Genomic DNA, 23363 nt, shown 5'->3' with positions numbered 1-23363 from the left:
GGTGATTCCGTCACCGGGGCCCGTTCCGATGTTGCGGCAGGCGGGATCTCAGCTGAAGAGCACGGGATCGAACGCGGGGGTGTGCAGCGCCCAGATCCCGCGGGAGATGACACCCTCGTTACCGTTCTCGTCACGGGCGGGTATCGGCAGGTGCAGTTCCATGATGGCCAGGCGCACGTGCTCGGTCGGCGGGGTCTTGATGGTCAGGGTGAGCGGCTTGTCGTATTTGGGATCCTTATCCCGCTCCGGCTTGCCCGACAGCCGCCAGGGCTGCTTGTAGGTCAGGACGTCCGCGTCGGCCTTGTTGTTCGGCAGGCGGTAGCCGATCAGCATCTCCCACGGCGCGTCGGCGACCTCCTTGGGCAGCGAGATCTGCACCGTCGAGCCCGGGGGCACATCGAGATCGGAGACGGACTGGGTGGAATTGCACTTGCCGATCGCCAGCCGGTCCTTCGACACCTCGAGGTCGCAGTACAGGAACGGATTCACCGACACCGACTTGCCGTGCGCGTACGCGGTGATCTGCGGATCCGGCTTGGTGGTGTGGCGGGCGATGACCACGATCGCGGCGAAATAGGCCACTGCCACCACGACTAGAACCGCCAGCAGAGCGATGATCGTGCGGGCTTTGGGTTGGTTCACCGGGGCTTCCTGTCCATCACTGGGTGGGTTCCCCCGCGCCGTGCGCGGCGGGGATCTCCTGCTTGGCGTGCTGAGGTCGGTTACCGCCCAAACCGGGCAGCAGCGAATGACCACGGTAGCTGACCACGGTTTGGATCAAGCCCAGCGCCATCACCGACGCGACCACGGTGAAACCGATCCACCAGGTCGGCGGCAGCATCACGCCCATCGCACCGCCGATCACCCAGGACAGCTGCAGCACGGTCTCGGAGCGGCCGAAACCGGAGGCGATGGATTCGGGCGGGAGATCGTCCTGGATGGAGGCGTCGAGCGAGACCTTGGCCAGGGCGCTGGCGCCCGAGGCGATCAGGGTGGCGATCGCGGCGCCCATCAGGTTGCCCATCACCGCCGCCACGACCGCGACGCCGACGCACGCGGCGGTGCAACTGACCACGATCAATTGCGGGCGACCGAGTTTCATGCGCGCGCCGGAGGCATTGCCCGCGAAATTGCCGACACCCGCGGCCACGACGATGACGCCCAGCATAGCCACCTGTTGCACGGCCCGATGCTCGGTCGACTTGGCGACGAAGGCGCCGTAGAAGGTGAGGAAGCCGGTCAGGATTCGTACGGTGCTGTTGCCCCACAGCCCGGTCACCACCGAACGGCCCAGGGGCTGACGGCGTTTGCTCGGCTGTACCGTGTCGGCCCGGCTCGGGTCCAGCACCTCGGTGCGGGCGTCGTTGCCGTGGTAGCCGAGGGTGGCCGGGACCTCGCCCTCGGTGACCTCCACCCAGGATGGGATGCGCAGACTCAGGATCATTCCCGCCGCCGCCAGCGCCGCGGCGAACAGCAGCGCACCCGTGGAGCCCGCGATCTTGGCGCACAGGGCGGCCACCGCGCCGGCGCCCATGGTGCCGCCGACGAGGCCGAACACGGTGAGCCGGGAGTTGGTGCGCACCAGGTCGATTCCCGGTGGCAGCACACGCGGGGTGACCGCGGACTTCAGCACCGAGAACGACTTGCTGAGGATCATCATGCACAGGGCGAGCGGGTACAGCGCCCAGTTGTCGATATTGAAGATGAGCAGCCCGGCGATGAACACGCGCAGCGCGAACGAGCCCGCCAGCGCGACCCGGCGACCGCGTTGCAGCCGGTCCAGCATGGGGCCGATGACCGGTGCGATCACCGCGAACGGGGCGATCGTGATCAAGAGGTACAGCGCCACTTTGGTTTTGGACTCCGCCGTGGCGCTCGCGAAGAACAGGGTGTTGGCCAGGGCCACCGCGATCGCGGCGTCGGTGGCGAAGTTGGCCATGGTGGCGTAGATGAGCGCGGTGAGACCCGACTCCTCCGCCCCGTCGGCCTTGGCGGCGCGCTGGAAGGTCGCGAAACCGCTCTGCGTCAGCTCGATGCTGCGGCGTGCCGCGACCCGGGTGACGGTCAGTTTGCGGGGCGGCTTGTGCAGCCCGCCGCTGTCCTGGGCATCCGGGTCGGCTTCGGGCGAAAACGATTGCGTGCGAGCCGTTTCCGGGTGCGGCGGTTCGGTGTGCGCGTGCCGCGTGTGGTCGGGGCGAGTCGGATAACCCTGATCGCGGTGTACGGGCGGCGCGGATTCCGGCTCGTGCGATCGGGATGCGGATTCCGGGTCGTAGCGCACCCGCCGCGTGGTGCCGAAGTCGTGCGGCTGCTGCCACGTCTCCGGCTCGCTCGCAGTTCCCTTGGGCGGCTGGGTCTCGTACGGCCGGGTCGGCGGGTTGTCCTTGGCCCTGTCATGCGTTTCGGCCTTGTCGTGGCGGCGGCGCGCCCAGCGCGACGTACGGCCCTCCGGTTCGCCGCCTGAGCTGCGCGGAGATTCGCCACGCGACCTCGATGGCGGGTCGGTGGGACGCGCGGACATACGCCGGGCCAGGAATTCCGGCACTTCGCTCTCGTCGCCCGGCGGGACGGGTCGGCGGCCCGCGCGGTTGGCGGGCGGATAGCGGTCGTACCCCGGGTGCCGTTCGATCATCGGAGAGTCCTCGTCGCCCCAGCGACCTGGGTCGGCACCGGGGTCACGGGGAGGAGTCACGCACCCAATTCTTGCAGTGCCGTCGGCCGGTGGCTGCACTACGGCCGGTGTGGGCCGCCACAAGTTCGTAGCGACCGGTCGCGATTGACCAGATCAGGCGGGGACGAAACGCACTTCATAGGACGTCGGCCACTTCTTGCCGGTGAGGAGGAAGTGGTCGGTGCCGGGGAGGTGGGCGATGCCGTTGAGGACATCGGTGTCGGGGGTGCGCGCGCTGCGGGGGAGCAGGCCGGAGGCGTCGATCGCGGCGAGGACCTCGCCGGTGCCCGGATCGATGCGCAGGATGGTGTTCGTCGGCCAGGTGTTGGCGTAGACGGAACCGTCGGGGGCGCAATCCAGTTCGTTGAGCTCGGCGTCCTTGTGGCTGGTCAGCGCCACGCTCCCGGTGACCGCGAAGGTCTGTGGATCGCGGAAGATGAGGGTCGAGCTGCCATTGCTCATGAGCACGCGATCGTCCCGGGTGCACAGGCCCCAGCCCTCGCCGTCGAAATGCGTCGTGCGCAGTTCCGCGAGGGTGCCCGGGTCGCGGGCGATGGCCACGCCGTTCTTGTAGGTGAGCTGCCACAGCACGTCGCCGGCCCGGGTGATGCCCTCGCCGAACAGGGGCGCGGGCAGGTCGGCGCGGGCGAGTTCGGCGCCGGTGTTCAGGTCCGTGGCCCGGATCGAGGAATTGCCGGCGAGTCCGGTGCCCTCGTAGAGAACCGACCCGTCGACCTCCAAGCCCTCAGTGAACGCGCCCGGGTCGTGCGGCCGGGTGGCGACCACCTCGACCCGCAGCTTCGGCGTGTTGTCGCTGCTGGTGCAGCCGGTCGCGGTCGCGGCCAGGGCAAGGGCCGTGGACAGCGTGATCGTGGCGGCCGCTACCGGTGCACGGCGTTTGCGCTCCATACGGCAAAATGTAGGGCGTGAGCGCGGTTGGAGTTTCGGAGTCCGGTATGCGGCCGATCCTGGCGGAGGCGGTCGAGCTGGCCCGCCGTGCGCTCCTGGACCTGGAACCGGTCGGGGTGGGCGCGCATCTGGGCGTGACCGGCGAGGACGAATCCTCGGCCACCCATCACTTCGAGGCGACGCTGCCCGGCTATCGCGGCTGGCAGTGGGCGGTCGTGGTGGCCGCGCCGCCGGGGGCGACCACCGCCACGGTGAGCGAGTCGGCCCTGCTGCCCGGGCCGGACGCACTGGTGGCGCCCGACTTCATCCCGTGGGATCAGCGCATCCGCCCCGGCGATCTCGCGCCCGGCGATCTGCTGGCCCCGCCGCTCGGCGACCCGCGCCTGGTGCCCGGCTATGTCGCCACCGGTGACCCGGCCGTCGACGAGGTCGCCCTCGAGATCGGGCTCGGCCGCACCCAGGTGCTCTCCCGCGAGGGTCGCGAGGAGGCCGCCTACCGCTGGTTCTCCGAATACGGCCCCGACACCGACATGGCCCGCGCCGCCCCGTCCACCTGCGGCCGCTGCGCCTTCTTCGTTCCCATGGCCGGCGCCCTGGGCGCTGCCTTCGGCGTCTGCGCCAATGCCATGGGCGCCGACGGCCATGTGGTCCACGTCGCCTACGGCTGCGGCGCCCACTCCGACGTCGAACTCCCCACCGGCAGCGGCTCTCCCCTCTACGAGGCCTACGACGACGCCGCCGTGGACCTGTTCCCCACCACCGACCTCCGCATCGAAACCGGTGCGCTGGAAGCGGAATCCGCCAAGAACGGCGAAGTAGACGGATCCGGCACGGTCGGGGGTGCGGAAGCGCCTGCGAGCGACGCTGATTCGACGCCCACCCTGACGGACGCCGACGCGACCGCCGATGCCGCCACCACCGCTGCCGCGACGTCCGACGCCGACGCCGCCGCTGAGCCTGCCGCGACTGCTGACGCTGCCGCGACGACCGAGGCCGCGGAAGCCGAACTTGCCAACGTGGCCGAGGCGGAATCGGGCGAGGCGGACGAATCTGGCGCGGCTCGGACTGCGGAGACCGACACCGTCGCCGCGGACACGAGCGTTGCGGCTGACGCCGATTCGGCGACGGGCCTGGCTGATGCCGCGGATGTGCAGGCGGGGGTGGTCGATCCGGACGCCGAGGTCGCCGCTGTGTCGGTGGCGCCCGAGAGTGGCGAGACCGCAGGACCGTCCGAGAACGGCGAGGCTGCGGAAGCGTCCGAGAAGTCGGTGGCCGCGGACGATTCCGGCGCGGCTGCGGAAGCGTCCGAGAAGTCGGTGGCCGCGGACGATTCCGGCGCGGCCGGGTTGTTCGAGGTGGGCGATCCGGATGCGGTGTACGACGATGCGTGGGCCGTGAATGCGGTGCGGGTGGAGCCCGAGACCGGTTCGGCCGAGTCGCGCTGAGGCGCTCGCCCGGATAGGTTGTAGCGCCGCCGGATTCCCGGCGGCGGGTGCGGTTTTCGATGGATCGCGCCGGAGTTCTGTGAGATACCCGGATGCTTGGCTCTGGCGTGCCATCAACGGTTGTGCGGAAGGGGTGTAGGGCGTGGTCGCGACCGATGCGGGGGATCCGTTCGGGACGGCGGAACTGCGGGCCGGGGTGGTGGCCGCCTGGCGCGGTTCGCCCACCCGGTTGCGGGAGGACGCCGCCACGGAGGCGGACCTGGTCCGGGCCGGATATCGGGACCGGTTGCTGACCGAGCTGGCGCAGAACGCCGCCGACGCGGCCACCAAGGCCGGCGTCGCCGGGCGGATCGCGGTGTGGCTGGACGGCCGCACCCTGCATGTGGCCAATACCGGTGCGCCGCTGGATGTTTCGGGCGTGCACGCGCTCACCGCACTGCGGGCCTCGGGGAAGACGGACGCAGCGGCCGTCGGGCAGTTCGGCGTGGGATTCACCGCCGTGCTGACGGTGTCGGACGAGGTGGAGTTCCGTTCGACCGGCGGCTCGGTGCGGTTCTCACGGGCCGAGACCTGGGCGCTGCTCGGCGCTCAGGGCATCGAGATCCCGCAGACGCCGGACGATTTCGAGCCGCCTGCGCTGCGATTGGCCTGGGCCACCGCGGAGCAGCCCGTGAACGGCTTCGACAGTGAGATCGTGCTGCGGTTGCGCGAGAGCGTGGACACCGTCGCCCTGCTCACGGAGATGCGGTCGGAGGCGGCCGATCTGCTGCTGGAACTGCCCGCGCTGCACGCCATCCGGATCGGTGACGACGAGATCGCCAGTGCCGAACGGGAACTCGGTGACGGCCTCACGGAACTGCGGGTCACCGGCCCGAATTCCGATGAGCGCGTGTGGTGGCAGTACCGCACCGAGCGCGCCCGCTGGCTGCTGCCCGTGCGCGACGGCCGCCCGATCGCCACCCGCCCCGATGTGCTGCGCGCACCCACCCGCTCCGATGAGGAGCTGTCCATTCCGGCGCTGCTCATCGCCGACATCCCCATGCAGCCGGACCGCCGCCGCCTGCTCCCCGGCGCGCACCTGACCGCGCTGGCCGCCGGTTACGCCGCGTTCGCGCGCGCCCTGCCGCCGCGCGACCGCCTGGTGCTGGTCCCCACTCCCGGCTTCGCCCGCAGCGAGGCGGACGGCCTGCTCCGCGAGGCCCTGATCGCCGAGCTCCGCGACAACGAGTGGCTTCCGGTCCTCACCGGCCGTCCGGAACGCGCTGCCGAATATGCCCCGGCACCCGAAGAATTCGACGCCGCATTCGGCGAGACGGCAGCCGGCGGTGGTACCGAGGCCGATGAGGTGCGGGCATCGGGCGATCCCGATACCGCGGCCGCGCTCGAACTGGCCGCCGCGCCGGACGTCGATTCGGCCGCCGCGCCGACCGCCAAGGCGAGCGCGGCATGGGAGCAGGAAACCCTGCCACTGTGGGATCTTCCGGCCCAGGACGAAGCGCCCGGCGACACGGTCGAACCCCACGACGCCATCGGACCGCACGATGTGGTCGCGACCTTCGACTCGACCGAGTTCGAGGAACCATCCCCCGGGGACCTGGGGATGGCTGTGGATGAATCGGCGATCACCGAAACCCCGGGCGCGGATTCGCGGGCGAATGTCGCCTCGCCGCGCCGGGCCACCGTATTCACCGGTGCGACCGTGGAATTGGCCGATCTGCTGGCGGACATGGTCGGCCCGCTGGTGATTCCGGAGCTGTCCGGCCGCATGTACGCCGATGCCCTCGCCGTGCTGGATGTGCACCGGATCGGCCTGGCGCGGATCGCCGAGCTGTCGAGCAGCCTGGAACGTGAACCGCAGTGGTGGTATTCGCTCTACGACGCCCTGGAGCCGTTCGCGGTGGATCCGCTGGCGGTGGAGGAACTGGGCGCGCTGGCGGTGCCGCTGACCGACGGCCGCCTGGTGACCGGGCCGCGCACGGTGGTGCTGGATGACCGTCTGGAACAGGCGATTCCGGTGCACTGGGCGCGTCTGGTGCACCCGGAGGCGGCGCACGAGCTGCTGGGCCGGCTGGGTACGCGCCCGGCCACGCCGGAGGATCTGCTCAATGACGCCGGGCTGCAGGCGGTGCTGGAGGACGATCCGAGCGATCCGGACACCGTCGACGCGGTGCTGAAGCTGGCGGCCACCACCCTGGCCGCACCGGGGGTCCTCCCGTCCTGGCTGGGCCTGGTCGAATTGCCCGATGTCGACGGAGAATCGACGCCGGCCGACGAACTGCTGCTGCCCGATGCGCCGCTGGCCCGCGTGCTCGTCGAGGATTCGCCCTTCACCACGGTGGACGCCGGCGTGCTCGAGCGCTACGGCCCGGAGGCCCTGCGCGCCATCGGCGTCGGCTGGAGCTTCACCCTGGTCGCCGAGTCGGATCCGACCGGCCCGGACCACCACCTCGACGACGAGGAGACCTGGTGGGAGGGTCTGGTCGAGGATCCGGCCGAACTGGTGGCGGTCCGCGACCTGGACCTGGTGGACGACGCCGAATGGCCGGAGGCGCTGCGGCTGTTGCTGTCCGATGAGACGACCCGCCGGCTGCTCGCGGACCGCGACGGCTACACCGCCTGGTGGCTGCGCCATCACGCCCACATCGACGGCATTCCGCTGGGCCTGCTGCGCCACCCGGACGACACCCTGTTCGCGGGTCTGCTCCCGCAGCTGCCCGGCTTCGACGCGAACGATCTGACGGTGCTGCGCGGCGTGCTCGCCGACCCGGAGGTGCTCACCCCCGCGCTGGCCGAGGAACTCCTCGACGCCCTCGCCGATCCGGCGAGAATGCCCACCCCGGAATCGATTTCACAGACGTACCGGTATCTGGCCGAGGCGCTCGACGCGGGCCGCCTGGATACCGAGGATCTGGTGCTGCCGGGTCAGGTGCGCGCCCTCACCGGCGAGGTGATCCCGGCCGCGGACGCCCTGGTGCTGGATCGCCCGTGGCTGGGCCCGGCGCTGCCCGCCGACCGGCTGGTCGTGGGTGACCTGGTGTCGGCGCGCCCGCTGGCCACGCTGCTGGATCTGCCGCTGGCCTCCGAGGCGGTGACGGCGGAGGTGGTGAGCACCGGCCGGGAGACCAGCTGGACCGCCGAGCCGCTGGGCGTGCTGCTGCGCCTGCAGTTCGACTTGCCGCTGCCCGCAGGCGATCTCGTGGTGCACGACGAACTCCGGGTCCGGCTGACGGGTGCGTTCGAGGCCACGGTGACGGTCGCGTGGTGGCGGGAGGGCGATATCACCCACGTGCAGGCGCAGCCGCAGAACTTCTCGCGCCGCTGAGGATGCGCGTCGGCCCGAATGGCCGTGCGCGGGCCCGGCCTGGATGAGATACACAGGCGGGCAGGCGAATTCGGGTCCGGCGCGGGCGATGCTGCACAGTGCCCGCGCCGGAGCGGGGGAGGCCCGGGTCAGGCCGCGTGGGCTGCCACGGTGGTGGCGAGGACGTCCAATTGCTGACGGACAGCGGCGCTGTCGTTGTCGACCAGCCAGCGCAGCACGATGCCGTCGATGGCCGCCAGTATGAAACGGGACAGCGTGTCGACGGAAACGGTCCAGGAGGTGCCGGTGGCTTCGCGCGCGTGTTCGATGACGTCGGCGACCGTGGAGTCGTTGAAGGTGTACTGCTCGCGTGCGATGGCGAGTTTCGCGGGCGTTTGTTCGCCTTCGCGTAGGGCGTAGGTGGTGGTTTCGTAGGTGAGTAGTTGGCGCTCCGGAGTGGCTTCGATGTTGAGCCACATGAGTTCCAGACCGGCGCGCACCAATTGTTGCAGCGCTTCTTTTCCGGTTCCGACGTCCTGCCATACCGTTTCGTTGGCATCGACGGAATCGCGCAATTCCATCGAGAGTGCCTTGACCAGCTCGGTCATCAGCTGATCTTTGTTTTCGAAACAGTAATGCACCACACCGAGGGAAACACCGGCTGCCTGGGCAACATCGCGCGTGGTAACTCCTGCCACGCCCTTTTTTTCGGCAAGGCCGATGGCTGCCTCGATAAGGTGGGCCCGTCGTTCTTCGACGCTCAATCGGGAGGACACTCCAGGGAGTTAAGCCTCCGAGGCGCGTGCAGTCAATTCGCACGGTCCGCAAGTTCGTTTTGTCAGACCCCGCTGGACGGCCGACCAGTCGCTTCTTGTGCTAATCCGGCCCCCGGGGGCCGCTAATCCAGGCCGAGTTGTGCGCCTTTGTCCCCGCGCCGCGCGCTCCGGCGCTGAATCGTGAAGATCGTGTAGCCGAGCAGACCCACCGCCAGACCCATCAGGCAGACCGGACGCGCGGTCGCCCACGCGTCGTTCGCCCACACCGCCACCGTCGCGATCAGGAAACCGATGCTGCCCACGGCCAGTACCGGGCGCGGATCGGTGAAGCGCGGGGGAATCTCCGGAACGGGCGGCGTGGTCACCCCACCAGACTAGAGGGCAGGGTCCGGTTCGGGTGGCGCGCCGGGGCGCCCGGCCCCCACGCACCGGAACAGCCGACTCCCGCGCGGGCGGTCCCGTATCGTTTGCCTCTGTGACAACGCCTTCCGACATTCGAGCGCTCGCCGGTGAACTTTCGCTGGCGGTGGTGCGCTTGACTCGGCATCTGCGAGGCCGGCGGGCCGATGCCCAGATTTCGCTGACCCAGCTGTCCGCGCTCGCCACGCTGAATCGGGAGGGCGCCATGACGCCGGGCACGCTGGCCGCCAAGGAGCGGGTGCAGCCGCCGTCGATGACCCGGGTCATCGCCTCACTGTCGGAAATGGATCTGGTGGAACGCAATCCGCACCCCACCGACGGGCGGCAGATCATCGTGTCGCTGTCCGACGCCGGGCGGGCCCTGATCGCCGACGAGAACCAGGCCCGTGAGGCCTGGATGACCGATCAGCTGTCCCGGCTTTCCCCCGCCCAGGTCGGCGTGCTCGCCGAGGCGGTCGGGATCATGAAGCAGATCGTCGACGAATCCGAGTGATTCAGTAGCCGAAACGCCGGTCGCTGTCCACGATTTCGCGGCCCAGGGGGAACAGGGAGATCGGGATCAGCTTGAGATTGGCCCAGGCGAACGGGATCCCGATGATGGTGACGGCGAGGGCGATGCTGGTCATCAGGTGACCCAGCGCCAGCCACCAGCCCGCCACGACGATCCAGATGATGTTGCCGAGCATCGAGCCCACGCCCGCGCTCGGCTTCTCCACCGCTTCCCGGCCGAAGGGCCAGAGCACGAAGTTGGCGATGCGGAAGGACGCGACGCCCCACGGGATGGTCACGATCAGCACACAGCAGATCAGCCCGGCGATGACATAGCCGATGGCCATCCAGAATCCGACCAGCACGAGCCACAGGACGTTGAGTATCAACTGGATGGGTTTCACGTATCCCAGCATGCCAGCGTCCGGTGCTCACCCACCACCGGGAAAACCCTGAACTCGCCAGGGGTGGCCATCGCCCAAATCGGGTGAAATGCCCCGAAAGGTGGGTTGAAGCATTGACTTGTGGTTAATGTCTCGCTATCTCGGCTCATACGGCTCTATCCATTCTTTCTGGCAAGGAAAGAATCAGGAGCGCATTTCTAGCAAAGAAATACTCCGGTTCCAACTCTGCGCCGGACCCGGCAGCCGTTTTCGTCTGCCGACTCAGAAGAACCAGCCGAGTTCGGCGTCGCGTTCGGCGGCGAACGCCTCGTCGAATGCGCGCAGCACAGCGGCGTCCTTGGCCTGGATCCGGCTGGCGGCGGCGAAGACCCGGGCCCGGTACGCGCCGAAGTAGAGGCTGCCGAGTACATCGATGCCGAGTTCCAGATCCGGGGTGCGGCCGGTGGGCGCGCACTCGGCGATGCCGTCGCGCACCCGCAGCGCGAAGCTGCCGCCCGCGTCGCGGAACGGATCGTCCACGGACAGCACGATATCCAGATCCCGCTGGTAGGTGCGGGCGGTGAGAGCGGCGGGGACGTCCATGACCCGGGTCCACAGCGCGTCGTGGCGGCCGGTGACGCGCACCAGACGCGGATTCGTGACCAGGTAGGGGAGTGGATCGCTATCACTCAGCGTGGCCTCGACCGTGTCCACCAGATCCAGGCTCAGCAGCACCCGCCACAGCGCGACATGGGCTTCCGCTGTGACAGCCCGCAATTCGCGGACCGTGGCCGTGTTCTTGTCCTTGTGCCAGGCGCGCCGCAGGATGGCGTAGCCGTCCGGATGGATCAGGAAGAACTGCGGCGAGCTCTCCTCGCTCTGCACCGCGTCGGCGAAGAACCGCTGCTGCCAGCGGGCTGCGGGCCGCGCCTGCGCACCCGGGACCAGCCGCCGCCAGCGGTCGTAGATCTCGGGCAGCCGGAGCTTCGCCGCTTCCAGGTCGGCGACCTGCACCCCTCCGGGATCCGTTGTGGTGGAACGGAATTCGGCGGTGCGCCCGCGCACGGAGATCTCGTTCTCGACAATGGACGGGCCGTAGCCGAAGCGGCCGTAGATGGTGCCCTCGCTGGCGGTGAAGATGGTGAGCGGTATGCCCTCGGCCTCGGTGCGCCGATGCTGCTCGGTGTAGAGCACCCGCAGAATGCCCCGCCGCCTATGGGTGGGCGCGACCACGACGCTGCTGACGCCGCAGGCCTGCACGGTGCGCGCGCCGGGCACGGTGACGGTCATGGTGCGGTCGTTGGTGTGCCCGACGATGCGATCGCCGTCCACGGCCACCAGGGCCCGCTCGGTCGGAAAGACGTCGCCGCCGTATTCCAGATCGGCCGGGCCGACCCGCATCCCGAAGCAGATCTCCGAGAGCCGGATGATCTCCGCCCGCTCGTCCGCTCGCGCCGAACGCACGGTGATGCCATTCGTCGATGCCATACCCCGAACATCCCACGTATTACCGGGCCTCGCACCCGATTTTCTCCGGCGCCACCTGCCGCCCCCGCCGCGGCAGGTGACACCGGAGCTGAGATCGTTTCCATCTCGCGCGAACAAGATTGCCGCCGCACCCCAGCGAGATTCTTAACAAGACCTTGTGAACGAAAAACCCCGCCGCAACGATGCGTTGCGGCGGGGTTCGTCGAAAACCCTTCGGGCACAGGCCCGTCGGGGTCAGCGACCGTTGATCTGCAGGTAGTCGCGCTCGCCGTAGCCGGTGTAGATCTGGCGCGGACGGCCGATCTTCAGCGGCTCGCGGTGCATTTCGCGCCAGTGGGCGATCCAGCCCGGCAGGCGGCCCATGGCGAAGAGCACGGTGAACATGCGGGTCGGGAAGCCCATGGCCCGGTAGATGACGCCGGTGTAGAAGTCGACGTTCGGGTACAGGCGACGCTCGATGAAGTACTCATCGGTGAGGGCGGCCTCTTCGAGGGACTTGGCGATGTCGAGCAGTTGGTCGTCGCCGCCGATCTTGGCCAGGATGTTGTCCGCGACCTGCTTGACCAGGGTGGCGCGCGGGTCGTAGTTGCGGTAGACGCGGTGCCCGAAGCCCATGAGCTTCACGCCGTCTTCCTTGTTCTTGACCTTGCGGACGAACTCCTTGACATCGCCGCCGCTGGCCTTGATGTCGTCCAGCATCTCCAGCACGGCCTGGTTGGCGCCACCGTGCAGCGGGCCCCACAGCGCGTTGATGCCGCCGGAGACGGAGGTGAACAGGTTGGCGTCGGACGAACCCACCAGGCGCACAGTCGAAGTCGAGCAGTTCTGCTCGTGGTCGGCGTGCAGGATGAGCAGCATGTCCAGCGCCGCGGCGATCTCCGGGTCGACCTCGTAGGGCTCGGCCGGGAAGCCGAAGGTCATCCGCAGGAAGTTCTCCACCAGCGACAGCGAGTTGTCCGGGTACAGGAACGGCTGGCCGACCGACTTCTTGTACGCGTAGGCCGCGATGGTCGGCAGCTTGGCGAGCAGTCGGATGGTGGACAGCTCGACCTGCTCGGGGTCGCGCGGGTCCAGCGAGTCCTGGTAATAGGCCGACAGCGCGTTGACCGCGGAGGACAGCACCGGCATCGGGTGCGCGTTGCGCGGGAAGCCGTCGAAGAACCGCTTCAGGTCCTCGTGCAGCAGGGTGTGCCGGCGGATCCGGTCGGTGAAGTCGTCGAGCTGGGCCTGGGTCGGCAGCTCGCCGTAGATCAGCAGGTAGCTGACCTCGATGAAGGTCGACTTCCCGGCCAGCTGCTCGATCGGGTACCCGCGGTAGCGCAGGATGCCCGCCTCGCCGTCGATATAGGTGATGGCCGACTTGGTCGAGGCGGTGTTCATGAAACCGGGGTCGAAGGTGACGTACCCGGTGCTGGCGAGCAGCTTGCCCAGGTCGATTCCGTCATTGCCCTCGACAGCCTTGGCGACGGTCATCGGGTACTCGCCGCCCGGGTATTGCAGTACCGGCTTGGCGTCGTCGTCGACGTTGATGATGTTCTCAGCGGGCACGGAAGGATCCCTCTCAGGCTTGTAACCGTAGGCATCGGACACGGTCGGCGTGCGATGCGCTCGAGTCAACGCTAGCCGCTGTCCACTACGCCCGACCAATGAGGGTGGCTCTTTGCTACCTCACAGTCACATCGTTCGCAGGTGAGGAGAGCGGCGGTCATGTGCTATGAGCATGAACCCCGCGGCATCACGCGAGCTGCACCTCCGAATACGCACGTGCCACCCGGTATCGAACGAACGCCGGAAACGCCACGGCCGCGATCATCATGCCGATCACGACCAGGACGCCACCACCGGCCGCGGCCGTCGCGGTACCCACCGCCGCGGCCGCGAAACCGTGCGCAACATCACCGATGCGCGGTCCACCCGCCACGACGACGATGAAGACCCCTTGCAATCGTCCGCGCATCTCGTCGGTCGCCACCGACTGGAGCATGGTGGTGCGCAGGGCCGCGGAGAACATGTCCACCGCGCCGCCGAAAGCCAGGCAGGCCAGCGCGATCCAGAGTGCGAGCGTCATGCTCAGCCCGTGCCCGACCAGGCCCACGGCCAGGCCGAATCCGACCATGCCCAGCCCCCACAGCACGATGCAGACCACCACGGCCAGGCCTTGCCGCCGCACCCGCGACAGCCAGCCGGAGAACACCCCGCCCAGCACCGCGCCCACCGACATGGCCGCGAACAGCAGGCCCAGTGCCGTTCCGCCGGAAGCGGTGTCGCCGAAGCTGTCCTGGGCGATCTGCGGGAACAGGGCGCGCGGCATGCCGAACACCATGGCCACCACGTCGACCGCGAACGAGGCCAGCAGGATGCGCTGGGTGGCCAGGTAGGCGAAACCGTCGAACACCTCGCGCAGGCCCGCGCGCCGGGTCTCGCCGTGCGGCGGGATGGGTGGCAGCTTCCAGGTGGCCCACAGCGTCGCCAGCAGCGCGATGGAGTCGATCAGGTACAGCGTGGCCAGGCCCGCGAACGGAATCAGCATGCCCGCCAGCACGGGTCCGGCGATGGCGCCGAACTGCATGACCGTCATGCTCAGTGAATTGGCCGCGGGCAGCTGCTCGGGCGGCAGTAGCCGGGGGTAGATGGCGCTGCGCGCGGGCTGGTTCATGGCGAAGAACGCCTGCTGCACCGAGAACAGGATCAGCACCAGCCAGGCATTGTTCAGCCCGGCGGCGGCCTGCGCCCAGAAGGCCAGCGAGGTCAGGCCGGTGCCCGCACCGGTGACGAGCAGCATTTTGCGGCGGTCCATGGCGTCGGCGAGCGCGCCGCCCCAGAGGCCGAAGACGATGAGCGGGATGAGGCCGAACAGCCCGGCCAGGCCGACATACGAAGAGCTGTGGGTGATGTCGTAGAGCTGTTTGGGGACGGCTACGACGGACAGCTGTGCGCCGATCACGGTGACGATGCCGGTGGTCCAGAGCCTCCGGTAATCAGGATTCCGTAATGGAGTTATGTCGGCGAGCAGCTTCACCGGCCCAACCTAGCGACGCCGACGAGCGCTTGGGAAGGCATTTTGGGCCGATCATCCCATCATTTGAACGTGAGATATCCAACTCTTTCGGGCTCACGAGAGTCGGTCAGGGTTGCAGGCGTTCGACTTTCATGACCGACACGTCGGTATTGCCCGGTTCGACGGTGACCCGGATGCGGTTGTGCATGCGGCTGCGGCGGCCCTGCCAGAACTCCACGGTCTCCGGCTGAATCTGGAAGCCGCCCCAGAACGGCGGCACCGGGATGTCGCCGACCTCGGCGAACCGGGCGGCCGTCGCATCCATCTGCCGGTCCAGCTCGGCACGGGAGGCGATGGGCCGCGACTGCTCCGAGGCCCACGCGCCCAGCCGGGAACCGCGCGGACGTGACTGCCAGTACACCTCGGTGGCCTCGGCCGGGACCCGCCGCACCGGCCCGCGCACGGTGACCTGCCGGCCCATGGCGGGCCACACGAAAGTGGCCGAGGCATACGGGGTTCGGGTCAGCTGGCGGCCCTTGAACGATTCGTAATTCGTGTAAAAAGTCACACCTTCGGGAGAAAGTCCCTTGCACAGGACAGTTCGCGACGCGGGCCGCGGACCGGTTTCCGTGATCTCGACGGTGCTCAGCACCATCGAGTTCGGATCGGTCATGCCCGCGCTGGTCGCGTCCTCGATCCAGTTGCGCAGCAACGGCTCCCAGCCGTCGGACAGCCAGGTCTCGTCGAGGTCGGTTTCCGGGTCCGGATGGTTGTCGCCCTGATCGACTCCGTACTCGACCCGCAGGGCAGCCATGTCGATGTCGGGCGTGGCGAATTTCTCCTGGTCAACCATGGGGCAGACGTTACTCCGGAGTAATGCGGGGGTTAAGCTCCAGTTGATCGGCGTGGCTGCCCAAAGATCGGGCGGCCCGACTTTGCAAGGAGAGTCACAACATGACTGCCAGCGCTGCGGTACCAAGCTCGGTCGTCCCCGACGGCTTCGTCAGCGGTCTCGAGGGAGTGGTGGCCTTCACCACCGATATCGCCGAACCCGACAAGGACGGCGGTGCACTGCGGTACCGCGGCGTCGATATCGAGGACCTCGTCGGCAACTCGGTCACCTTCGGCGATGTGTGGGCCCTGCTGGTCGACGGCGAATTCGGCCGCGGCCTACCGCCCGCCGAGCCGTTCCCGCTCCCCATCCACACCGGCGATGTGCGCGTCGACGTGCAGGCCGGCCTGGCCATGCTGGCCCCGATCTGGGGCTACGAGCCGCTGCTCGACATCGACGACGACACCGCCCGCGAGAACCTCGCCCGGGCCTCGGTCATGGCGCTGTCCTACGTCGCCCAGTCGGCGCGCGGCATCTACCAGCCGGCCGTGCCGCAGGCGAAGATCGACGAATCGGCCACCATTACCGAGCGGTTCATGACCCGCTGGAAGGGTGACCCGGACCCGCGCCACATCGAGGCCATCGACGCCTACTGGGTGTCGGCCGCCGAGCACGGCATGAATGCCTCGACCTTCACCGCCCGCGTCATCGCCTCCACCGGTGCCGACGTGGCGGCCTCGCTGTCCGGTGCCATCGGCGCCATGTCCGGCCCGCTGCACGGCGGCGCCCCGGCCCGCGTGCTGCCCATGATCGAAGCCGTCGAGAAGACCGGCGACGCACGGGCTCTGGTCAAGGGCATCCTGGACCGCAAGGAGAAGCTGATGGGCTTCGGCCACCGGGTCTACCGGGCCGAGGACCCGCGCGCCCGCGTGCTGCGCGCCACCGCCAAGCGCCTCGACGCCCCGCGCTACGAGGTCGCCGCCGCCCTGGAGCAGGCCGCCCTGGCCGAGCTGCGCGAGCGCCGCCCCGACCGCGCCATCGAGACCAATGTCGAGTTCTGGGCCGCCGTGATCCTGGACTTCGCCGAGGTCCCGGCGCACATGATGCCCGCCATGTTCACCTGTGGCCGCACCGCCGGCTGGTGTGCCCACATCCTGGAGCAGAAGAAGCTGGGCAAGCTGGTCCGCCCGGCCGCCATCTACACCGGCCCGGCCCCGCGCAAGCCCGACGCCGTCCCGGGCTGGGATCTGGTGTCGCACAAGTAATCCGGTTCCAACACGACGGTGGCCCGCAGCGAGAATCGCTGCGGGCCACCGTTTTTCACATTCGTCCCCGGGTCACCCCCCAGCCCCGGGTTGCTCTCAGCCCTTCACGACGATGGTGCTGACGATCTTGTCGGCGAAGGTCTGCTTCTTGGCGTCCCAGGCGGGCCACAGGAAGCCGAGGTAGCAGGGGAGGGCGTCGATGAAGTGCAGCAGGCGGCGGCCGATGGCGAGACCGAAACCGACCGGCTGGCCGGTGGATTCGCGGACCAACCGGATGCCGACCACGCGCTTGCCCGGGGTCTGGCCGGTGGTGCCCTCCTGGTGGCTGATGAACAGCAGGCCGGCGACGCCGACGACGAAGGCGAGCAGCAGGCAGATGACGCCCACCGCGTTCATCCCGCCGCCCGTGCAGGACGTGTGGTAGGTGCCGGGCGTGACGCTGCACTGCACCTTCGACGTGCCGGCGGTGACCGCGATGGTCCGCAGGATCGCGCCGGGCAGCATCCAGATCGCGCCGTCGATCAAGTACGCGCCCACACGCGCGCCCCAGCTCGCATACTGTGCCCCGTACCCTCCGAACGGCGCATAGCCGGGCTGCGGCGCCCCATACGCGGGTTGCGCTGCGCCGTAAGCAGGTTGGGGCGCGCCGTACGCGGGCTGCTGCGGAGCGCCATAGGGGGACTGGGCGTCGTAGCCCGGCTGCGGAGCACCGTACGCGGGTTGCGGGGCGCCGTACGCGGGCTGGGGCGCACCGTAACCGGGTTGGGGCGCGCCGTAGGCGGGCTGCTGCTGCGGCGCGCCGTAGCCGGGCTGGGGAGCGCCGTAACCCGGAGCGGGCTGATCGGCAGGCGGGTAGCCGTATCCGGGCTGCTGCTGCGGGTACGGGTTGTTCGGGTATGTCAATGCGTTTCCTTGCAAACGGTTTGTTTCGGTCGGGCAGGCTACAGTCTGGAGCAATCCGGCCTTCGGGATGAACTGGAAATCCGACACGCCGTGAGCGCTGCGCGATTGCTGATCCGCTCACCAGCGGCGGCGTCCCGAGGTGCTCGTATTCGGGCTGCTGCGGCGAATCCTGCAGTGGAACAATGGATTACATCTGCACCAACGGCGGTGGCGAATTGGTTGCCAGACCGCAACGGTTCGAATAATCATGATCGTGGTCCTGGCTACTGCGACCGGATTCACATAACCTGCACCGGTGCTCGACGCAGGACTGTCCAGGCGCGGCTTCTTCGCCGCGGGCGCGGCGCTCGCCGCAGGCCTCGTCACCGCCGGATGCGGTGTGGCGAACGGCAATTCGTCCGACCGCATCCTCGATCCGCACGCCGGGGCCGATCCGGCCACCGCGCCGGCGCGGCTGCCCGCCGCCGCGGTGTCGCCCGACGCCGTGGCCGCGAAGTATGCCGGTCGGCAGCCGCAGGGCTGGGGCATGGACCTCGACGGCATCGTGACCGGGTTCAATGCCACGGGCAAGCAGTTCGCGATCACCTTCGACGCCTGCGGCGGCCCCGGCAACAACGACATCGACGAGAACCTGCTGGCCTTCCTGCAGGCTCAGCAGATTCCGGCCACCCTGTTCCTGAACAAGCGCTGGATCGACGCGAATCCCGGTCGCGCCGGGCAGCTGGCCGCCAACCCGCTCTTCGAGATCGGCAACCACGGCACCGCGCACTGCCCGCTGTCGGTGAACGGCCGTGCCGCCTACGAGATCAAGGGCACCGCCTCCCCGCAGGCGGCCGTGGACGAGGTGTGGGGCAACCACCAGCGCATCACCGCCCTGACCGGTCACGCGCCCCGCTTCTTCCGCGCGGGCACCGCGCACTACGACGACGTGGCCGTGGCGATCGTGAAGGACCTGGGCGAGACCCCGGTCGGCTTCTCGGTCAATGCCGATTTCGGTGCCACCGCGACCGCCGCCCAGGTCCAGAACAACATGACGGCCGCCAAGACCGGCGGCATCTCCCTGGCGCACATGCACCGCCCCAAGTCGGGCACCGGCCGGGGCATGCTCGCAGCCCTGCCCGCCCTGAAGTCCAACGGCTTCCAATTCGTGCACCTGCCATAGCCTTTCGGGCACGTGCCACAGCCTTTCGGGCACGTGCCACAGCGTTTCGGGGCCGGCGGTCAGCCGGGTAGCGAGGCCGCCCAGTCCACCGCGACGGATTCGCCGCGGTCGACGGTGAAGAAGGCGACCTCCAGATGCCGGCCCAGATCCACCAATTCCAGGGCGGACAGGGGGACCGGCTGCACCACCCGCACCCGCCACGGCCCCGGCTCGTCCCAGGCGTGCAGTTCCAGATCCAGCCGCAGCACCGGATCGTCTCTGCCGGTGTAGTCGGCCGCGACCGGTGTCGCGGCCAGCACGGTGGCGCGGGCGCGGCGGCCGTCGGCCAGGATCTTGGTGATATTGGTGCGCGAGGTCTCCTCGGACGCGGGCAGATACAGCACCACCCGGTCGTCATCGCCCGGATCGACCCGGCAGCAGACCACATCGCCGGGCTGCATCCACTGCCGATCGGCCGCGTTCACCCGCTGCCGGACCCGCGCCTCGTAGGCATGCCGGCCCTCGAGCTGGACCCGCACCCAGAACTCCGGCCCCGGCTCGGCCTCGGCGGCGCCGTGCACACCGAGCACGGTCGCGGCGCCCTCCACGCCGTGCAGCAGCAGTTCGCGCCGGGCGGCGTCGTCGAGCGCGGGCCCGCGGCGGGCGAGGCCGCGGGAACCGAATTGCGAGGACAGCCGGGCGAGCAGGCCGATGCGCGGGGCGGGCACAACCTGCGGACCGCCGCGTCCCCGACCGGAATTCGGGGGCGCGCCGGGTCCGGAATCGGGCGGCTGGTCGGAAGCGCTGCGCGGTCGCTCGTGTGCGGCCATGTCCATGGCGGTACACCGTAATCGCTGTGTGGTGCCCGACACAGCGATACCCGCGGTTTGCCGAACCCGCTCGTGGGAATGTTTTTCCGACCGGACCCGGGCGTGAGCGCGGGTGATAGCACCTCTACCCTTGTCGCCATGACCTCTGCGTTCCCGACCATCCCCGACGATCTCAAGCCCGCCGACGGACGGTTCGGTTGCGGCCCCTCCAAGGTCCGCCCCGAGCAGCTGCAGTCCCTGGTGGATACCGGCGCCTCGGTGTTCGGTACCTCGCATCGGCAGAAGCCGGTCAAGGACGTGGTGGCCCGGGTGCGCTCCGGTCTGCGCGACCTGTTCTCGCTGCCCGACGGTTACGAGGTCGTGCTGGGCAACGGTGGCACCACCGCGTTCTGGGACGCCGCCGCCTTCGGCCTGATCCGCGAGAAGTCGCTGCACCTGAGCAATGGCGAGTTCTCCTCGAAGTTCGCCTCGGTCGCCAAGGGCAACCCGTTCATCGGTGACCCGATCGTGGTGAAGTCGGAGCCGGGCGACGCCCCCGAGCCGACCTCCGACCCGTCGGCCGACCTGATCGGCTGGGCCCACAACGAAACCTCCACCGGTGTCGCCATCCCGGTGTCGCGCCCGGCCGGTTCCGAGCACGCGCTGGTCGCCATCGACGCCACCTCCGGCGCGGGCGGCCTGCCGGTGAACATCGCCGACACCGACGTCTACTACTTCGCCCCGCAGAAGTGCTTCGCCTCCGACGGCGGCCTGTGGATCGCGCTCATGAGCCCCAAGGCGCTCGAGCGGGTGGAGGAAATCAAGAACTCGGGTCGCTGGACCCCCGAATTCCTCTCGCTGCCGATCGCGATCGACAACTCCACCAAGGACCAGACCTACAACACCCCGGCGCTTGCCACCCTGTTGCTGTTCGCCAACCAGATCGAGTGGCTGAATGGCAACGGCGGCCTGGACTGGGCCGTGAAGCGCACCGCCGACTCGTCCTCGCGCCTGTACTCGTGGGCCGAGACCAGCGCGTACGCAACGCCGTTCGTGCAGAACCCGGCGCTGCGCTCGCAGGTCGTCGGCACCATCGACTTCGCCGACACCGTGGACGCCGCGCAGGTGGCGAAGGTGCTGCGCGCCAATGGAATCGTGGACACCGAGCCGTACCGGAAGCTGGGCCGTAACCAGCTCCGCATCGGCATGTTCCCGGCCATCGACCCCGACGATGTGTCGCAGCTGACCCGCTGCGTCGACTGGGTCGTCGAAAAGCTGGCCTGAGCAGTAAAAACGACATCGGTTCGCGGTTCTCTCACGATGTTCGGGAGATCGTGAAACCGGTTTCGCCGCTGAGGCGAATCGATCACACTAATGCGGCGCGGAAGTCTGGGAACAGATTTCCGCGCCGCGTGTCTTGCCCCATGATTCTCAGAAGTGCACTACTGTTCCAGAACGTGGGCGGTGTCGCGAGCCTAGCTATAGCTGTGAGTTGCGCAGCGAACAGGAGGTAACGGTGCGTGAACTTCGAGTAATCGGATTGACGCCCGATTCCACGCACATCGTGTGCATCGATACCGAGAGCGGCCAGAAGTACAGGCTCGCCGCCGACGATAAACTGCGCGCCGCTGCCCGCGGAGATCTTGCCCGATTCGGCCAAATCGAGATCGAAACGGAAGCCACGATGCGTCCTCGCGATATCCAGGCCCGTATCCGTGCCGGTGCGTCGGTGGAGCAGGTCACCGAAGAGTCGGGTATGCCGCTGTCGCGGGTGGAGCGTTTCGCGTATCCCGTTCTGCTGGAACGCGCCCGGGCCGCCGAGCTGGCGCAGAAGGCGCACCCGGTCCGCAACGACGGTCCCGCCGTGGAGACCCTCATCGAGATCGTGTCGGCCGCCTTCGCCGAGCGCGGCCACAATATCGAGGTCGCCGAATGGGACGCCTGGAAGGACGAGAAGGGCTACTGGGTGGCCCAATTGCAGTGGCAGGCGGGCCGTTCCGTGATCGCCGCGCACTGGCGCTACCAGCCGGACGCGCACGGCGGCTCGGTGGTGCCGCTCGATGATCCGGCCTCGGACCTGATCGATCCCGACTTCGGCCGGGCGCTGCGCGGCCTGGCGACCATCCTGCCGGACCAGACCGACCCGGTGGTGGACGAGGTGCCGGCGCCCGCGCCCGCACCGCGCGAGGAGCGGACCCCCGACTACGAGTCCGCCCCGGCGCGAGTCGCCAAGCAGCAGAACGTGGACGACTACTTCGAGCAGCGCGCCGCGGTCGGCGACGGCACCGTGCCGGTGACCACCGCCGCTGCCCCGGCGCCCGCGCCCACCCCGGCGACGAAGGAGCAGCCCGCTCCGGCGCTCCCGGCTGCCCCGGCGCCCGCTCCGGCCCCCGCGGCTGCCGCCGAGCCCGCGGAACCGGCTCCCGCCCCGGCGCAGCCGGCCGCGAAGGCCAACGCGCAGAAGCCGAATCGCGCCAAGCGGGGCGGCAAGGCGCCGATGCCGTCCTGGGAGGATGTACTCCTAGGCGTGCGGTCCTCCGGTCACTGAGTCCTGCCGGGTAGGCCGCTCGAATTTCTCGGATGCTAGTGGGTTGCTGAATCCGCTGGCCATCCGCTCTGCGCCGCGCCGCGAAACAAGGTTGGCAACGGCGATATTTCGGCCCTCGCGGGGGTAGATTCATTAAGTCGGCGGTCAGTGCCGGGTCGACCCACGTCGATGCCAGCGATCGGCCGCCGGATGTTTGCTCAAAAGTAGCCATCCTGTGTGCAGTGACTGAGGGGAGGTGACGTCGGTGCCATCAACGGTCTCGTCCCTGTGGTACGTCGACGCCCCCGATCCGGTGGCCGTGCTGCGTGCGCACCCGGGACCCGACCCGGACGCCGCCTTCGCACTCGCCAGACAGCTCAACCCGGACCGTGATGTGGTGCCCGCCGCCTCGGGCACCATGAAGGTGTGGGCGGGGCCGGATCGCGAATCCATCTATATCGGTTGCTATCCCGGCGTCACGGTCGTCTGCTCCACCCAGGCCGCGTTGCCACGCCCGACCAGGCTGCCGGAGCTGCTGGTACGTCCGCTGGCCTCCGAGCAGACCTACCTGATCTCCTACGACCTGTCCCTGGGCTGGGGCGCGTTCGCGCACTGGGAACGCGGCGAATTCCGCCGCTCCTTCAGCGCGACCCGGGTCAATATCCTCGAGGACGAGGGCATGCCGCGGGTGTGGGAGCGGCCCTACTGGGCGGGTGAACATCCCATCCACCTCGCGCCCGGCGAACTGCCCGACCCGCAGCTGCTGCCCTTCGACCCGCCGGACTTCGCCGACGCCGCCAATCAGGAGTGGCTCGGCTTCCGGTATCGCGGCCGGGATCCCGAGCAGGCGCTGACCGCCGACCGGATCGAGGTGTGCGGCTTCTCGCTGTTCCCCAGGGGCGAGGCGCCCATGGTGGTGGAGGTCGTGCCGGAGGCGCCCGTCGAGCACAACGGCAGCAAACGCGGACTGCTGGGCTGGCTGCGCGGCCGCGACCGGGTCTCCTGA

The 23363-nt window shown here is 69.0% G+C and carries 21 protein-coding genes; 9 read left to right on the top strand and 12 right to left on the bottom strand.

Features of this window, described 5'->3' with window-relative positions:
- Positions 1-48 precede the first annotated feature (48 nt).
- The 3 genes from ACFXHE_RS13775 to ACFXHE_RS13765 form a co-directional block, all read right to left on the bottom strand.
- Positions 49-642, bottom strand: coding sequence for a DUF2771 family protein (locus ACFXHE_RS13775; protein ID WP_379382946.1), 594 nt, complete (start codon positions 640-642; stop codon positions 49-51).
- A 16-nt stretch (positions 643-658) separates the two neighbouring features.
- A complete protein-coding gene (locus tag ACFXHE_RS13770; protein WP_379382945.1) occupies positions 659-2632 on the bottom strand; it encodes an MFS transporter in 1974 nt (657 codons plus the stop codon).
- A 153-nt stretch (positions 2633-2785) separates the two neighbouring features.
- Entirely contained in the window at positions 2786-3580 is a 795-nt protein-coding gene (locus ACFXHE_RS13765) for a glutaminyl-peptide cyclotransferase (protein ID WP_379382943.1), read from the bottom strand.
- A 17-nt stretch (positions 3581-3597) separates the two neighbouring features.
- On the opposite strand from ACFXHE_RS13765, the gene ACFXHE_RS13760 reads away from it, so the two are divergent.
- Both ACFXHE_RS13760 and ACFXHE_RS13755 read left to right on the top strand, forming a co-directional pair.
- A complete protein-coding gene (locus ACFXHE_RS13760) occupies positions 3598-5025 on the top strand; it encodes a DUF3027 domain-containing protein (RefSeq protein WP_379382941.1) in 1428 nt (475 codons plus the stop codon).
- Between the two features lie 196 nt (positions 5026-5221).
- The gene (locus ACFXHE_RS13755; RefSeq protein WP_379383432.1) at positions 5222-8347 is read left to right on the top strand and encodes a sacsin N-terminal ATP-binding-like domain-containing protein; all 3126 of its coding nucleotides are present in this window, start codon (positions 5222-5224) and stop codon (positions 8345-8347) included.
- Positions 8348-8475: 128 nt separating this feature from the next.
- Here the strand turns inward: ACFXHE_RS13755 and ACFXHE_RS13750 are convergent, their stop codons facing one another.
- The gene (locus tag ACFXHE_RS13750) at positions 8476-9090 is read right to left on the bottom strand and encodes a TetR family transcriptional regulator (protein ID WP_354830864.1); all 615 of its coding nucleotides are present in this window, start codon (positions 9088-9090) and stop codon (positions 8476-8478) included.
- A 134-nt stretch (positions 9091-9224) separates the two neighbouring features.
- On the bottom strand, positions 9225-9467 hold the full coding sequence (locus tag ACFXHE_RS13745; protein ID WP_379382940.1) for a DUF2530 domain-containing protein: 243 nt from the start codon (positions 9465-9467) through the stop codon (positions 9225-9227).
- 110 nt (positions 9468-9577) lie between these two features.
- Between ACFXHE_RS13745 and ACFXHE_RS13740 the strand changes: the two genes are divergently transcribed.
- A complete protein-coding gene (locus ACFXHE_RS13740; RefSeq protein ID WP_354830859.1) occupies positions 9578-10015 on the top strand; it encodes a MarR family transcriptional regulator in 438 nt (145 codons plus the stop codon).
- Between the two features lies 1 nt (position 10016).
- Here the strand turns inward: ACFXHE_RS13740 and ACFXHE_RS13735 are convergent, their stop codons facing one another.
- The 5 genes from ACFXHE_RS13735 to pdxH all read right to left on the bottom strand — a co-directional run bounded on the left by ACFXHE_RS13735 (position 10017) and on the right by pdxH (position 15733).
- Complete coding sequence (locus ACFXHE_RS13735; RefSeq protein ID WP_379383430.1) at positions 10017-10406, bottom strand: YccF domain-containing protein; 390 nt, start codon at positions 10404-10406, stop codon at positions 10017-10019.
- A 270-nt stretch (positions 10407-10676) separates the two neighbouring features.
- On the bottom strand, positions 10677-11882 hold the full coding sequence (locus ACFXHE_RS13730; protein ID WP_379382937.1) for a GNAT family N-acetyltransferase: 1206 nt from the start codon (positions 11880-11882) through the stop codon (positions 10677-10679).
- A gap of 234 nt (positions 11883-12116) precedes the next feature.
- Entirely contained in the window at positions 12117-13430 is a 1314-nt protein-coding gene (locus ACFXHE_RS13725; protein ID WP_379382936.1) for a citrate synthase, read from the bottom strand.
- A 187-nt stretch (positions 13431-13617) separates the two neighbouring features.
- A complete protein-coding gene (locus ACFXHE_RS13720) occupies positions 13618-14901 on the bottom strand; it encodes an MFS transporter (protein ID WP_379382934.1) in 1284 nt (427 codons plus the stop codon).
- Between the two features lie 106 nt (positions 14902-15007).
- Positions 15008-15733: a pyridoxamine 5'-phosphate oxidase gene (gene pdxH / locus ACFXHE_RS13715; protein ID WP_379382932.1), complete on the bottom strand. Its 726-nt coding sequence runs from the start codon at positions 15731-15733 to the stop codon at positions 15008-15010.
- 101 nt (positions 15734-15834) lie between these two features.
- On the opposite strand from pdxH, the gene ACFXHE_RS13710 reads away from it, so the two are divergent.
- Positions 15835-16977: a citrate synthase 2 gene (locus tag ACFXHE_RS13710; protein WP_354830844.1), complete on the top strand. Its 1143-nt coding sequence runs from the start codon at positions 15835-15837 to the stop codon at positions 16975-16977.
- 96 nt (positions 16978-17073) lie between these two features.
- On the opposite strand, the gene ACFXHE_RS13705 is transcribed toward ACFXHE_RS13710, so the two are convergent.
- Positions 17074-17880 (bottom strand): RDD family protein, encoded by an 807-nt coding sequence (locus tag ACFXHE_RS13705; protein WP_379382930.1) that lies wholly within the window; start codon positions 17878-17880, stop codon positions 17074-17076.
- Positions 17881-17984: 104 nt separating this feature from the next.
- Here ACFXHE_RS13705 and ACFXHE_RS13700 point away from each other — a divergent pair, with 104 nt between their 5' ends.
- Both ACFXHE_RS13700 and ACFXHE_RS13695 read left to right on the top strand, forming a co-directional pair.
- Positions 17985-18125, top strand: coding sequence for a DUF1272 domain-containing protein (locus tag ACFXHE_RS13700; protein WP_379383428.1), 141 nt, complete (start codon positions 17985-17987; stop codon positions 18123-18125).
- 50 nt (positions 18126-18175) lie between these two features.
- Complete coding sequence (locus ACFXHE_RS13695; protein ID WP_379382929.1) at positions 18176-19042, top strand: polysaccharide deacetylase family protein; 867 nt, start codon at positions 18176-18178, stop codon at positions 19040-19042.
- A gap of 59 nt (positions 19043-19101) precedes the next feature.
- Here the strand turns inward: ACFXHE_RS13695 and ACFXHE_RS13690 are convergent, their stop codons facing one another.
- Complete coding sequence (locus ACFXHE_RS13690) at positions 19102-19857, bottom strand: hypothetical protein (protein ID WP_379382927.1); 756 nt, start codon at positions 19855-19857, stop codon at positions 19102-19104.
- Between the two features lie 132 nt (positions 19858-19989).
- On the opposite strand from ACFXHE_RS13690, the gene serC reads away from it, so the two are divergent.
- The 3 genes from serC (at position 19990) to ACFXHE_RS13675 (ending at position 23363) form a co-directional block, all read left to right on the top strand.
- On the top strand, positions 19990-21114 hold the full coding sequence (serC, locus tag ACFXHE_RS13685; RefSeq protein WP_354830837.1) for a phosphoserine transaminase: 1125 nt from the start codon (positions 19990-19992) through the stop codon (positions 21112-21114).
- A gap of 232 nt (positions 21115-21346) precedes the next feature.
- Positions 21347-22378, top strand: a complete 1032-nt coding sequence (sepH, locus tag ACFXHE_RS13680; RefSeq protein WP_379382925.1) for a septation protein SepH — start codon at positions 21347-21349, stop codon at positions 22376-22378.
- 244 nt (positions 22379-22622) lie between these two features.
- On the top strand, positions 22623-23363 hold the full coding sequence (locus tag ACFXHE_RS13675; protein ID WP_379382923.1) for a DUF6928 family protein: 741 nt from the start codon (positions 22623-22625) through the stop codon (positions 23361-23363).

The sequence above is a fragment of the Nocardia sp. NPDC059229 genome (assembly GCF_042754165.1).
In the GTDB taxonomy this organism is placed as follows: Bacteria; Actinomycetota; Actinomycetes; order Mycobacteriales; family Mycobacteriaceae; genus Nocardia.
This window is presented reverse-complemented; position numbering and strand designations above follow the sequence as displayed.

Excerpts from the sequence above, each read along its gene's own strand:
- pdxH (WP_379382932.1), bottom strand. The coding sequence starts at position 15,733 with ATGGTTGACCAGGAGAAATTCGCCACGCCCGACATCGACATGGCTGCC.
- serC (WP_354830837.1), top strand. The coding sequence starts at position 19,990 with ATGACCTCTGCGTTCCCGACCATCCCCGACGATCTCAAGCCCGCCGAC.
- ACFXHE_RS13690 (WP_379382927.1), bottom strand. The coding sequence starts at position 19,857 with ATGGACATGGCCGCACACGAGCGACCGCGCAGCGCTTCCGACCAGCCG.
- ACFXHE_RS13710 (WP_354830844.1), top strand. The coding sequence starts at position 15,835 with ATGACTGCCAGCGCTGCGGTACCAAGCTCGGTCGTCCCCGACGGCTTC.
- ACFXHE_RS13730 (WP_379382937.1), bottom strand. The coding sequence starts at position 11,882 with ATGGCATCGACGAATGGCATCACCGTGCGTTCGGCGCGAGCGGACGAG.
- ACFXHE_RS13770 (WP_379382945.1), bottom strand. The coding sequence starts at position 2,632 with ATGATCGAACGGCACCCGGGGTACGACCGCTATCCGCCCGCCAACCGC.
- ACFXHE_RS13765 (WP_379382943.1), bottom strand. The coding sequence starts at position 3,580 with ATGGAGCGCAAACGCCGTGCACCGGTAGCGGCCGCCACGATCACGCTG.